The 13,187-nt window shown below is 36.7% G+C and carries 11 protein-coding genes; 4 read left to right on the top strand and 7 right to left on the bottom strand.

Annotated features, from left to right (window positions below; genetic code table 11):
* Window positions 1-11: 11 nt before the first annotated feature.
* Window positions 12-704 (bottom strand): hypothetical protein, encoded by a 693-nt coding sequence (locus tag GGG_RS0103000; RefSeq protein ID WP_138920254.1) that lies wholly within the window; start codon window positions 702-704, stop codon window positions 12-14.
* A gap of 200 nt (window positions 705-904) precedes the next feature.
* Here GGG_RS0103000 and GGG_RS0102995 point away from each other — a divergent pair, with 200 nt between their 5' ends.
* Genes GGG_RS0102995 through GGG_RS0102985 form a run of 3 tightly spaced genes read left to right on the top strand, consistent with a single transcriptional unit; the run spans window position 905 to window position 3,668 of the window.
* Entirely contained in the window at window positions 905-2,947 is a 2,043-nt protein-coding gene (locus GGG_RS0102995) for a M3 family metallopeptidase (RefSeq protein WP_029574417.1), read from the top strand.
* A gap of 53 nt (window positions 2,948-3,000) precedes the next feature.
* Entirely contained in the window at window positions 3,001-3,210 is a 210-nt protein-coding gene (locus tag GGG_RS0102990) for a YheV family putative zinc ribbon protein (RefSeq protein WP_171057646.1), read from the top strand.
* 14 nt (window positions 3,211-3,224) lie between these two features.
* Window positions 3,225-3,668: a hypothetical protein gene (locus GGG_RS0102985; protein ID WP_010112140.1), complete on the top strand. Its 444-nt coding sequence runs from the start codon at window positions 3,225-3,227 to the stop codon at window positions 3,666-3,668.
* Between the two features lie 815 nt (window positions 3,669-4,483).
* On the opposite strand, the gene GGG_RS0102980 is transcribed toward GGG_RS0102985, so the two are convergent.
* The 5 genes from GGG_RS0102980 to GGG_RS0102955 form a co-directional block, all read right to left on the bottom strand.
* Window positions 4,484-6,682 (bottom strand): TRAP transporter large permease subunit, encoded by a 2,199-nt coding sequence (locus GGG_RS0102980; RefSeq protein WP_010112139.1) that lies wholly within the window; start codon window positions 6,680-6,682, stop codon window positions 4,484-4,486.
* A 540-nt stretch (window positions 6,683-7,222) separates the two neighbouring features.
* Complete coding sequence (gene rrtA, locus GGG_RS0102975) at window positions 7,223-7,801, bottom strand: rhombosortase (RefSeq protein ID WP_010112138.1); 579 nt, start codon at window positions 7,799-7,801, stop codon at window positions 7,223-7,225.
* Between the two features lie 61 nt (window positions 7,802-7,862).
* Window positions 7,863-8,960 carry a hypothetical protein gene (locus GGG_RS0102970; protein WP_010112137.1) on the bottom strand — a complete coding sequence of 366 codons (1,098 nt, stop codon included), beginning with the start codon at window positions 8,958-8,960 and terminating at the stop codon, window positions 7,863-7,865.
* 572 nt (window positions 8,961-9,532) lie between these two features.
* Window positions 9,533-9,844: a hypothetical protein gene (locus GGG_RS0102960; RefSeq protein ID WP_138920253.1), complete on the bottom strand. Its 312-nt coding sequence runs from the start codon at window positions 9,842-9,844 to the stop codon at window positions 9,533-9,535.
* 76 nt (window positions 9,845-9,920) lie between these two features.
* A complete protein-coding gene (locus GGG_RS0102955; protein ID WP_010112131.1) occupies window positions 9,921-10,178 on the bottom strand; it encodes a succinate dehydrogenase assembly factor 2 in 258 nt (85 codons plus the stop codon).
* Between the two features lie 179 nt (window positions 10,179-10,357).
* Between GGG_RS0102955 and GGG_RS0102950 the strand changes: the two genes are divergently transcribed.
* The gene (locus GGG_RS0102950; RefSeq protein ID WP_029574416.1) at window positions 10,358-11,530 is read left to right on the top strand and encodes an acyl-CoA dehydrogenase family protein; all 1,173 of its coding nucleotides are present in this window, start codon (window positions 10,358-10,360) and stop codon (window positions 11,528-11,530) included.
* Window positions 11,531-11,694: 164 nt separating this feature from the next.
* Here GGG_RS0102950 and GGG_RS0102945 read toward each other — a convergent pair whose 3' ends face one another.
* Window positions 11,695-13,185: an NAD(P)/FAD-dependent oxidoreductase gene (locus GGG_RS0102945; RefSeq protein WP_010112128.1), complete on the bottom strand. Its 1,491-nt coding sequence runs from the start codon at window positions 13,183-13,185 to the stop codon at window positions 11,695-11,697.
* Window positions 13,186-13,187: the final 2 nt, after the last annotated feature.

Raw genomic sequence — 13,187 nt, 5'->3', positions numbered from 1 at the left:
CCATATAATGGTTAATGGACAATGAGTTGGCGAAGATCATCATTCGTTAAACAGTCTCTTAAAGCTGACGAGGTATATCCCATATAACCAAAAATACCACAGACTTCTTCGCCTATAGCGCAATAAAGATCATTTTCCGAATGTATATAGTGACCATCTAAAATAATATGGCTAACTTGTGGGATACGCTCAGTCATTTGTCGATTAACAGCAACTTTATGAGAGGCTATTAACCAACACTCTTTGTCAAATTCATTTAAACCAAACCATTGTTTTAATAATATTTTATTCTCAAGAAAAAGCTTTAAAAACTGTTTTTGCTTTAAGAAAAAATCAACTCTTTCTCTTAAGGATTGATGATCATCTTCGTCACATTCAACATTGCTGAAATCATAAATAGTCAAATCCGATTCAGTATAGTTAAATTCATAAGGGAACCCTAGATAATCTGAAATGCATCTTTGATGATCATATAGTTTAGAATTCAAGCAAAAACTATAACCTGTAACTTTCTTACTTCTTTTGAGTAGATTCAATTCTGTCATTTCATACAAGATTTTAGAGTTTAAGCAATTTTTAAAAATAATTTGATCTTTTTTAAGTTCAAAGTCATGAACTTCAATCGCACAAACAAGTTCTATTTCTGGTCCACGATCATGACTAAAACTTTCTATTTCTAAAAAATACCTTTCTTGTATCATCACATATTTCCCTTTGTTTTATGACTCATGAATATCCACTCTAATAACTTAGGAATAAAATCATGAAAATTCAAACCTTGTCGTTTTTCAGGAAAAATCCATCATATTCAAGATAAAGGCTGTGAAATGCTCAATAAATTTACCATATTGTCACTTGATTTCCCCTACCAAAAGCCCTACATCTATTGATAACTTAGTCAATAATTTGGTTTAACCGCATGACATTAGAAAAGGCGACTCTGCCTGTACCACAATTTGATCAAATTAGCTTAGACCAACTGAAACAAAATATTGAGCAAGCCATTCAAAATGGTCAGCACTTTTTAAATGAACTGACTCAAGTACCAGACAGCATTCAACAACAGCTACAAGTATTAGAAAATATTGATACTTTAGAAAACAATATGAGTGAATCATGGGGCATTTTGTCACATTTAAATGCCGTGATGAACAACGTAGAAACCCGTGAAGTGTATCAATCACTATTACCAAGTTTAAGTGAATATTACACACAGCTTGGACAACACGTTCCTCTATATCAAAGCTATCAACACATTTATGACAATGTCATCTTCACTGACTTACCAAGCGCACAACAAAGTGCCATTAAATTAGCTTTACGTGATTTTAAATTGTCAGGTGTAGCATTAGAAGGTGATGCTAAAAAACGCTATGCAGAAATTTCAGCACGTTTATCACAACTTTCTTCTGATTTTTCTAATCATGTATTAGATTCAACCCAAGCGTATAGCAAACCATTAAGCGAAGATCAGCTAAAAGGCTTACCGCAAAGCAGTGTTGAATTATTAAAACAATATGGTCAACAACGTGATTTAGATCAGCCCGTTGCAACGCTCGACATTCCATCTTATTTGGCAATAATGACCTATGCTCAAGATCGTGAATTACGTGAAGAGTTATATAAGGCCTATACCACACGTGCATCTGATCAGGCTGATGATCAGCAATATGACAATGCCTCTGTAATGGTTGAAATTCTCAGTTTACGTCAGGAAATGGCCAAACTTTTAGGTTTTGACAACTATGCAGAGTATTCATTAGCTTCGAAAATGGCACCTGATGTTGCTACTGTAGATAAATTCTTGGTTGATCTTGCTGAACATGCTCGAGCGCCGGCTTTAAAAGAAATTGAGGAACTCAAAGCCATTGCTCAATTGGATGGTATTGATGAATTACAACCGTGGGATAGCACCTATTATTCTGAAAAATTAAAAGTACAAAAATTCAATCTTTCTCAAGAAGATTTAAAGCCCTACTTCCCTGCACCAAAAGTGATTCAAGGTTTATTCAACGTGGTTCAGCGTTTATATGGCATCAATGTGGTTGAGCGTGAAGCACCACTTTGGCATCCAGATGCGCATTATTATGAGCTTGAAGATCAAGGTACTGTGATTGGTGGTTTCTATTTTGACCTCTACGCACGCAATGGCAAACGTGGTGGTGCATGGATGAGTGGTTTCCGTTCTCGTATGCAAACAGAACACGGGCTACAAAAACCTATCTGTTACATGGTGGGTAATTTCACCCCACCTGTAGGCAATCAACCAGCTCTGTTAACCCATGATGAGGTGAATACGCTGTTCCATGAGTTTGGTCATGGTTTACATCACATGCTTACCGAAGTAGATAATATTTCTGTGGCGGGTACACATGGTGTGGCGTGGGATGCTGTTGAATTACCAAGCCAGTTCATGGAGTTTTGGACTTGGGATACTGAAAGTTTAGCGTTAATTAGCGAGCATATTGAATCCCAAGAAACATTGCCAAATGATTTACTTACGGCATTACTGAATGCGCGTTTCTTCCAGTCAGGTATGCAAAGTTTGCGTCAGATTGAATTTGCATTGTTTGATTTGACCATTCATAAGCTCACCCCTGCTTTAGATACAACGCAAATCCAGGCGACACTAGATGACATTCGCCATAAATATGCGGTACTACCGACAGCAAGCTATAACCGTTTCCAAAATAGCTTTAGTCATATTTTCGCAGGTGGTTATGCTGCAGGTTATTATTCATATAAATGGGCTGAAGTTTTAGCCAGTGATGCCTTTGATCGATTTGAAAATGAGGGTGTTTTTAACACACAAACTGGACAAGAATTTCGCAAGAATATTCTAGCAGTTGGCGGAAAAGACACAGCACTTGACGCATTTATCAATTTCCGCGGGCGTGAACCAAAAATTGACGCATTATTACGTCATCAGGGTTGGACGAACCATTAAACAACGCTTAAACTAACGGTCAAAATTGATTTAAGTGTGGTGGGTATATGAATATCAAACGTCGTTTCATTGCTGGCGCAAAGTGTCCAAAATGTGAAGCGATGGATCGTATTGTTATGCTCACCCAAGGCGATGCTGAATGGATTGAATGCATCGAGTGTGGATACTCTGAAAATCGCCCTACGCATGTAGATGCGCCTGAAGAACCAGCCACACCAGATGAGATTGGGGTTATTCAATTCAAGCCTCGTTCTTCAAAATAACTGGACCGAATAAAATGCGTATAGAAAGAGATAACTCTAAGTTAATATGGATCATTGCTGGGGCTTTAATTGCGTTAACTGTATTAATTACGGCTTTATTTTGGCTAAATAATGATCATAAAAGTAATCAAGTCAACGATCAGTTTAACCAACCTGTTGCTGTTAAGAAAAAACCTGAAGTTGCTACGCCACCTGTTGCACAGCCAGTACAAGAAAATGCATCATCAACGCCTACAAATACTGAACTCGTCAACGCATCTATTTTAAAAGATCAGGTTCCTCAAAATGCCAGTTTAGCTAAAGAAGAAGTTGCTAAATTAGATGATATTCAAAAACAATTAGATGAACAGCAACACAATCTCAAGTCACAACATGCCGACGCAGACCAATTGATTAAATTAAAAGAAGAACAAGTCAAATTACTTGAACAGCAATTGGCAACTCAAGCAAAAGCTTAAAGTAATTTAGCTCAGTCAGTAGATAAATAAAAAAGCTTTAACACATGTGGTTAAAGCTTTTTTTGGCTCTTAAATTCGCATGAAATGCTATTTGTGTAGCCTCGTTAAGATGCTGATAAACCAATATTTTCAACTTGAAACATTGAACATTGACTAAGACCAACTATTTTCAAAAACTAAAAATCTGAACTAGACTTAGCTGCTGATTTCATTACTTTTAATTATAAATATGTATATTAATCGAGTTCGAGATAAGATATGTTCTCAACTATCTGATACGCGGAAACGTCAGTCGCATTGTTCGAGGCATGAGGAATATATTCCGCAAGATCTGTAATATACTGTTTTTGCAATATATTAGGTACTTGATAGTATCTGTCGAGTTGGCGACTGACAAATGGTTTTGCCCTTGCGTGGCAGTGCCACTCATCCCGAAAGCCTTGGCGAGGTAGTACCTCTCAGGTCGAACCTGAACAAGATTGAAATATATTTCAAGCGAAGTGCAAGACGAAGTGGGTTAATCCTTGCATTTGACTTTTAAATGGTAAGACTCCGCTGTGCCTGATCTATCTTTTCAATAGCTTACATCAAAGTTTATCCCGAACTGACGTTATATTAATACTACAAATATAATAACTCACATCAAAGTAAGTCATCTGAATAATCATTAACATTAAATATTTATACAAAAGGTTTTGTTCAATATCGTTGTGTATTCAACAACTTCAATTACACCATAGCGCTTCACTGCCCTTTTCCGCTTATTCTAAGCTCAAATAAAAAAGCACCCGAAGGTGCTTTTTTGGATTACAGCTTTATTTGTTTGGATACCAATCAAATAGATTGAAGAAGTAAGGTATGTAAGTCACGATGACTAAAGCTGAGAACAATACAACCATCGGTAAAATCCAACGTTCATAACGATAATAGAAGCTCGTATATTTAGCTTTTGCCTCAGCATCTGCGGCGGCGACCTCAGCATCACCGACCGACATTCGTGTCAGTAAGTGGTTCAGTGCCACAGGTGGTGTTACATAACCAAATTCGAAGGCAACCAATACAACCATCCAGAAGTGAATTGGATGGATACCATTTGCAAAGGCTACTGGAGCAACAGTTGTAGCAACTAGAATTACTGCACCAAATGGATCTGTCGTCATACCGATTAAAGCAAGTAATAACGCCATGAAACCAAGTGTAATCAAGATACTACCAAGATGTGTTGGTATTAATGTCACAATTTCACTACGTTCAATCAGACCACCAATACTCACTGACAATGCCATAAGAATAATTAAGGCACCGATATGTCCTACACTTTCAGAGGTTGCAAAACGAATTGCGCTACCAAAACTACGCTTCTTCTCAGCATCTTCACCATGTTCACGTAAGTATTCCGATTTACGCTCATGCTCAAGCTCTAAAGCTCTATTTGGATTTTCAGGGACAGGTAACTTATCTCCTAAAACTTTATCAAATAAGATAAATGCCAAGAGCATGATTGGAAGAATCACAGGCGCTGTGAACTCATCCATTTGCGTGTCTAGTCCATACTTATAGAATCCGATAACAATAATCGCAATCACAATATATGGAATCACAGGTACAAATGCACGAAGCATACCCGGTACAGCAATTTTTGGTGAATTAATACGGAATTTGTTTTCTGCAAGGAGTAAAGACACACCAAGGAAAATAAACGCTGTTAACCAGAAAACATAAATACCATGATCAAATAATTCATCAGAGGTTACATGGCGACTATCTAACATTGAAATCAGAATCACCAGAATACATGGACGTAACACTACACCCAATGAACCTGACATTGCAGATACAGCAAGTGCGTATTGACGACGTGCACCAGAGTTCCACACTTCTTTATAAATGATCGCACCAGCCGCAACAACAAAGATACCAGAAGCACCTGTATAAGCGGTAGGGATTGCAGCACCAATTAAGATGATCCAAGTCAATGTTTCAGGAGCAAGGTTCCATGGACGAAGAATTGCCAAGAACAAATCCATAACACGTGTTTGGGTCAGCAACATACCTGCCCAAATAAACAATGCTAAGTTTAAGAAAATTCCTGAGAATTCAACCAAGAAGCCAAGGTAAATCCCTTGTCCCATTGGATAATCCATAAAGAATGTAAATGCGATCCCTGTGATAATGGCCATAAAGGCATATAAAGGAATACACAATAAAGCGAGTCCAAACTTGCCGCCTTCTTCTGCATTCGGCGGAGTACGGAACAACTGATACAAACTAATGACAGCCAAGCTGACGAATAAGAACATCCATAACCAGTATACAGCCAGCGTTTCAAAGGTAGAAATAACCCCTGAATTTAATACTGAACGGTATTGGCTAAACACCGAGAAACTCAAGAATGAGTTACCCACGATCATGGCAATAGAGTAAACTTTGTGATCGAGCTTAGTTCTTGCTGGGCGTAGACCAATATGGTGCATTTTCAATGATGCTGTAATTGCAGCAATCATCACCATCAGTACAAGAAGAATAACTCGGTTTTCAACACCCCATTTCAAAATCCAGAAGAACCCTGTTTCCATCGTACGATAAGCACGAATCGTCGTATGTTCTTCCATATATTTTATGGATTTATCATAGAAAGCGAATTTCCCTTCACATTCTTGTTGCGCAGCCATAAATGACTGTCTAATGTCAGCTTCAGGCGTTACACCAAAAAATGCAACATCAGGATCATTGGCTTCCTGCTGCATTTTTTCTTTAACAAGCGCATCAATATTTAAATTGCGATCACAAGAAGGTTTTTGTGGCTCAGCTCTTAAGTAAGAATACTGCATTCCTACTTGTTCATTTCCGTAAAGTTTTTCACCGAAACGAAGCATTTGCCCATGAATCATATCTCCTGTCCCAATAATGAGGGTCAGAAGAAGCAGGATAAGTATGGAAAAGGTTGAGAACCACTCATTCCAGAGATAACTGAGTAGACCTAATCCTGATCTTTTATTTACAGGTTCTTGCATTGTTATTCCAGTTTTTATATATCGCGGTCATACAATGATTTGTATAACGCATATTTTATTTTGGTCAATGGTAAAATCCTTTACCAATACCCATTCCTATTATTACAGTTTAAATTTGCCTTATTTTTACCAAAAAAAATATGACATTGATTCGATTATTTAAGGCATTTTTTGCCAACTCAAGCGATGTTTAACAAAATCAAAGGCTCTTTCTATTTAATATCTATCATTTATATTGAATCATTTGTTATGCATCCACCCTATATGTAAAAGATTTAAGAAAAATGAAATACGATATCCAATCCATGAAATATTTTTAAAATAAGTTTCCTACTCAACAACAATGACCAAAAATATCTTTAACCACAGAAGAATCAATCAAAATAATCATTGTATTTTAGATTAATAACCATTAAATATTTATGGATTTAATCTAATAACATAATACGCTAAAATCAAAAACACTCTAAGTCTTTATTTTAATAAAGATCTTTTTCACAATAAAAATAAATGCTAAATTAAATTTTTAAATATGCTTATTCAGTTTTCTTGAATCACCTTTATATGAAAAATAATGCACAAAATTGCCAATAAAGTGCCAAATACCACACCCCATAAATGCGCCTGTGTAAGTACTGGGCTACCAATCAATTGAGCTGTCTGAAATGAACCAAAAAAATATTCCCAAATAATTTTAATCAGGATTAATAACAGAATAAGTAACGCAAAATTACGTTCATTTCCCTCAGTTAAACTCACAATAGCACAATATATATATAAGCCATGTAATACCCCTGAAAGCCCTGCATAAGCAAAAATATTTGGATAAATGAAATAGAAGCTAATACTTAACAATGGAGGCAATATCATCAATAAAATGATGAAATATTTCTGCTTAATATGCGGAAATAAAAAAGGTAAACATGCCAGAGCGACAATATTTAATAAATAATGAATCCATCCAACATGTACCCAATGTCCTGTCCATAGCCGCCAAGGCTGTGAAAAAAAAACATCATATTGATAGATAAATTGCTGCTGAAAAAGCTGAAGTATGGCAAAAAAAATTGCACATCCAAAAATCAATAAGCAACTTTGACGCAATTGTAATCTATCCATTTTTCTCCATAAAAAAGAAGAGCTCTTGCTCTTCTTTTAGTAAAAACTCATTGAAAATCGACTATTCACCGGCCCCTGTTGTTTCTTCAACAGGCGGTGCTGCTTCTGAACTTTCAGTTGGTGCAGGTAGATCACTGAATAATTCATCATCACCCGAGGTGTTTTGCTCATCCCAGAATGTCGACATTCCATCATCAGCCGCACGGACACCTGTATTTTCTGTCCAATAACGATCTGCGATCCCTTGAATCATATGACCTGCCATGCTATCCAATAATTTAAATTCAGGATTGACTGGTTTGTCATCTGCACGAGATGCTGCATAAGCTTTTAACGCATTCCGCAATTTAGTGTCATCACCGCTTGCTTGCGCAGCAACAGCATTCATTGCAAACGCTAAACGGACACCTTTTTGCTCAGCAATTTGCATCGATTGCTGTAAAGTTTGCGTTGGATCAGGTTTACCATCTCCAGCACCTGGTAATAATGTCCAAATCACAGCACGCGTTGCATTTGGCGCACCCCAAAACTTATTATTGTCCAAGCATGCCATACCACGTTCAACAATTGCAGCGATATCTTTAGGTACATTCACTGCACCACCAGAGTTAATATCATTGGTCATGGCTTGTAGACCGCTGAGCATACCAATTAAATAAATAGTTTGATCCAAGTCTTTACGCATCGTCGGGCATGAATCACCTAAAGTATATTTATACTTGGCCTGCCAACGCTCTGCAAAAAGTTGATAACCCGTATATTGACGCTCAGCAGCAAGTGCCGCCCAACGTTTTTGTTCTACACGTGCATCTTGAGCTTCAGTCACTTTACCGTCTTTTGAAGCACGTAAATATCTTAATTCCGCATCTAAAGCACGGTTTTCCGCACACATCCCCGCTGCTGAATATAACAGCACGGCCATACGTGTCGGATCTGCACCCATATCTTTTGTTGCCATAATGGCTGGTGTTAATGCCGTTCCAGAATTACATGCCATATCTGTGTCACCACCTGCAAGGATAGGTGGGACAATGTGATTCTCACTGAATCCAAGGGCAATATTTGCACCAGATTTAACCACATATGAACAGCCAGATAAAACAGATGAAGCGACAACAGCGGTCAGCATCAATTGACCAAATTTGTGGACCTTAGACATCTTCCTGTCCTCTATATAATTGTGTTTATGTCCTTTTTAACCAACAATATCAGATGCACTCTTCGAATAAAAGAGTAATTGCTCTAATTTTATAAAAACAATGTGCCATAACAATAAACAAATTCAATTGACCCAAGTTTATATTTATAGGAATTTTAGGCAAAAAAAAGTAGCATTGCGACGGTTCTGCACATGCTACTTGTTAAAAGGTAAACTCTCCTCAAGAGAGCCTATTTGTTTTGAGTCATCTAAGCTTGTTATGATTAGCTTTCTCAATCTGTTCCCTCAGCACAGTTCCTAATCTTCCGATAATAATCGCAGAAACAATTGCGATGATTAGAAACCAAAACGTATGAATTTCACTCATTTCGAAACCCTCACTCGCTGTTGGTTTTTTTAATTTACAATGAAGTTTGAGAATATGCTCAAATAATTGTCTGACAATTTGAATATTTGGCATTTTTCATTATTTCTCGTCTAACAAAACACTAATTTAAATTATAATTCTAATTAAGTTATTATTTTTAATCATTATAAAATATTAATGGTTATTTTATTTTGTTAGACAATCTCTAAAATTTGCATCTCGTTTTAAGCGATTTCCACTGATATTCATCAACTTGATCCTGCCAAATAATGAAAGGCTTTAATTTTTTATCCTCAAAATGAACTGAAATATAAAAAGTATGATCAATGAATCGATTAATTTGAACTTGCTGAATTTTCTGTGTTGGTAAATATTGTACAGACCACAATTCGTAATCAAGTTGTTCTAATTGATAGGCAGCATATCGGTTACGAAAGATGATCAAGCTTACACATGCAATGAAAAAACAACCGATAACAACCCAGATATCACTGATTAAATAGATTAAAATTAACATTAAAGATAAACCTAAAAACTGAAAACCCAGTGCAAATCGACTGGGTTTTAATTGATAGCAGTAATGTATGTTGCGGCTATCCATGAACATATTTTTTTAATTTTGTAATCAAATCACGAAGCTCTGAACGTGGTGGTTCTGAAACTTCCATAAACCAATCGAGTAAATCAGGATCTTCTTGATCGACCAATTCTTTAAATAAAGCTCTTTCAGAAGGGTCAGCTTGTAAATAATGTTGCTTAACATAAGGATCAAAATAAACGTCGATTTCTTTTAAGCCACGTCGAGCACGATAGATCACTTTACGTTCTTCTAATGTTATTTCATCAGACATTATTTTTCCCTCAAAATAGTTCAGGCTTAGTTTACCTTATTTCTATTTAAAATTTTCTTCTTTTGCATAAATGACCAAATTCATCATTTTTGCAATTGTTTTGAGCATTCATCTCATTGCGACTATTTTGTATTTCACATAATTTCTAAGCACTAAAATTCTATTTGGATATTATAAAAATGCAATCAGGTGCGATTCGACCTTTAGCAAGCATGCTACCTCGTAAATTATTTAATGCTGAACATGAAGCATTTCGTGAAACTGTACGTAAATTTTATGAAAAAGAAGTTGTTCCAAACATCGAAAAATACGAACAACAACAACATGTGGATCGTGACTTATGGAATAAAGCTGGAGACTTAGGGCTACTTTGCGCAACCATGCCTGAAGAATATGGCGGTTATGGTGTAGACCGTCTATACAGTATGATTTTGATCGAAGAACAAGCTTATGCAATGGATTCTGCGACTGGTTTTTCATTGCATTCGGATATCGTTGCCAATTATCTCAACAACTTTGCCAATGAAGAACAAAAGAAAAAATGGCTACCCAAAATGGCATCTGGTGAAGTTGTCACTGCCATTGCAATGACTGAACCAGGCACGGGTTCAGATCTGCAAGGTGTTCGTACTACTGCAGTTTTAGATGGTGATGAGTATGTGATCAATGGTTCTAAAATTTTCATTACCAATGGTTATTTATGCGATATGGCCATCGTTGTGTGCAAGACAGGAAGCTCAGAGAAAGGGTCAGCCAATCTATCCTTAATTATTGTAGAAGCTGATCGTGTTGGTTTTAGCAAAGGCAAGCCCTTAAATAAAATCGGCATGAAAGGTCAAGATACATGCGAATTATTCTTTGAAGATGTGCGTGTACCTAAAGAAAACCTAATCGGCATGGAAGGCATGGGCTTTATCATGTTAATGAAGGAGTTAGCATGGGAGCGCATGCTTGTGGCAATTATTTGTCAAGCAGGAGCTGAGGCAGCATTTGCCCATACAGTTCAATATACTAAAGACCGTAAAGCATTCGGAAAACCAATTGGTGCTTTCCAAAATACTCGTTTTAAACTTGCTGAAATGCGTACAGAAATTGACTTTTGTCGTGCTTATCTCGACCGTTGTATGGAACTGCAACTTGAGGGAAATTTAGGCATAGAAGCTGCCGCAGCAGCGAAATACAAGATTTCAGAATTATTTTCTGAAGTTGTGGATGAGTGCTTACAGCTACATGGTGGATATGGCTATATGCTCGAATACCCAATTGCTCGTGCCTATATTGATAACCGTGCAAATCGTATTTATGCAGGGACCAACGAAATCATGAAAGAACTTATTTCACGTTCTTTATAGTTTTTAATTCGCACCAAAAATATTTAAGAAAAGGGGTAAAAAGACTCCTTTTCTTTTTTTAAAGATTTTCTATTGATATCGTTTTGAAAAATAATATCAGCAAAATTTGATACTTCCTTTAATACAAAAAAGGAGCTTTCGCTCCTTTTCAGTTTTGATATCAATCAAGAAACCAGTTTAGGCTTTTTTGCTGCTTGCGCTTCACGTTTATAAAACTTTAATACACCATCATCAAACTTGGCATTTTTAAGTTCTTTACGATCAGCCAAATAATTATTGCTGACTTTCCAAGGCGCGTGCTTACCTTGTTTTGGCATCACATCGGCAGCACGAGCGATATAACCAGAGCTTAAGCTACCCATTACAGTATCTTCCATCAACTCGGTTGCATCACCTTGCGGAATCACTTCGTCAAAGCCTTTTTGATCCATATAGTTCACAAGGCGGCAAATATATTCTGCTGCAATATCAACTTTCAATGTCCATGAAGCATTAATATAACCAATAATCATCGCCATATTCGGCACATCACTGACCATCACACCTTGATAAAGCATATGATGTGATGTATTCATTGGCTTACCATCAATCGTTGCTTTGATTCCGCCTAAGATTTGAATTTCAAGACCTGTCGCTGACACAATAATGTCCGCTTCTAAATGTTTACCAGATTTTAATTGAATGCCTGTTTCAGTAATTTTCTCAATTTGATCCGTTTCAACACTTGCCTTACCTGAACGTAAAATTTTGAATAAATCACCATCAGGAACCACACATAAACGTTGATCCCAAGGATTGTAGCTAGGCGTAAAGTGTTTCATATCCACTTTACCTTTTAACTGCATTTCAATTGATTTTAATAGGAATTTACGCAGTAATTTTGGTTGTTTTTGTGCAAGTGCGTAAATACCGCGTTGCATACCAATATTACGAGCACGCGTTAATTTATATGCAACATCTTCAGGAAGCACTTTACGCATTTTGTCATACACAAAATCTACTGAAGGAATAGACGCAATATACGTTGGCGAACGTTGCAACATGGTTACATGAGCCGCACCACCCTTCGACATCGCTGGAACCAAGGTAATTGCAGTTGCACCACTTCCAATAATGACGACTTTTTTTCCTGTATAATCTAATTTTTCAGGCCAAAATTGCGGATTTACAAACTCACCTTTAAATGCTTCTTTATTTGGAAAGTCAGGTTGATAGCCTTGGTCGTAATTATAATAACCTGTACAACCGACAACAAAATTAGCCACCCAAGTGTGTAATTTTTGATTCTCATCTTCAATTTCAACAATCCACTTTTTAATTGAAGAATCATAATTCGCTGTGCGCACACGATGTTTAAAATGAATTTTATCTTTTAATTTATATTCTTCAACAACTTCAGCGACATAACCTTTAATTGAAGCACCATCAGCCAAAACATTGGCTTTTTGCCATGGTTTAAAATTAAATCCAAAAGTAGACATATCTGAGTCTGAACGAATACCAGGATATTTAAATAAATCCCACGTACCACCAAAACTTTCTCGACGTTCAATAATTTCGAATGAGCGTTGTGGCGAGTTTTTAGATAAATGTGCAGCAACGCCAATACCAGAAATACCTGCGCCTACAATAAGAATATCAACTTGTCTTTCCATGT

It is taken from the genome of Acinetobacter sp. P8-3-8, assembly GCF_000214135.1.
Classification (GTDB): Bacteria; Pseudomonadota; Gammaproteobacteria; order Pseudomonadales; family Moraxellaceae; genus Acinetobacter.
The sequence above is the reverse complement of the archived record's forward strand: the minus strand, read 5'-3'. Positions and strand labels throughout refer to the sequence as shown.

Coding starts and splice junctions, on each gene's coding strand:
- rrtA (WP_010112138.1), bottom strand. CDS start 7,801: ATGGATAGATTACAATTGCGTCAAAGTTGCTTATTGATTTTTGGATGT.
- GGG_RS0102970 (WP_010112137.1), bottom strand. CDS start 8,960: ATGTCTAAGGTCCACAAATTTGGTCAATTGATGCTGACCGCTGTTGTC.
- GGG_RS0102945 (WP_010112128.1), bottom strand. CDS start 13,185: ATGGAAAGACAAGTTGATATTCTTATTGTAGGCGCAGGTATTTCTGGT.
- GGG_RS0102955 (WP_010112131.1), bottom strand. CDS start 10,178: ATGTCTGATGAAATAACATTAGAAGAACGTAAAGTGATCTATCGTGCT.
- GGG_RS0102950 (WP_029574416.1), top strand. CDS start 10,358: ATGCAATCAGGTGCGATTCGACCTTTAGCAAGCATGCTACCTCGTAAA.
- GGG_RS0102980 (WP_010112139.1), bottom strand. CDS start 6,682: ATGCAAGAACCTGTAAATAAAAGATCAGGATTAGGTCTACTCAGTTAT.
- GGG_RS0102985 (WP_010112140.1), top strand. CDS start 3,225: ATGCGTATAGAAAGAGATAACTCTAAGTTAATATGGATCATTGCTGGG.
- GGG_RS0102960 (WP_138920253.1), bottom strand. CDS start 9,844: ATGTTAATTTTAATCTATTTAATCAGTGATATCTGGGTTGTTATCGGT.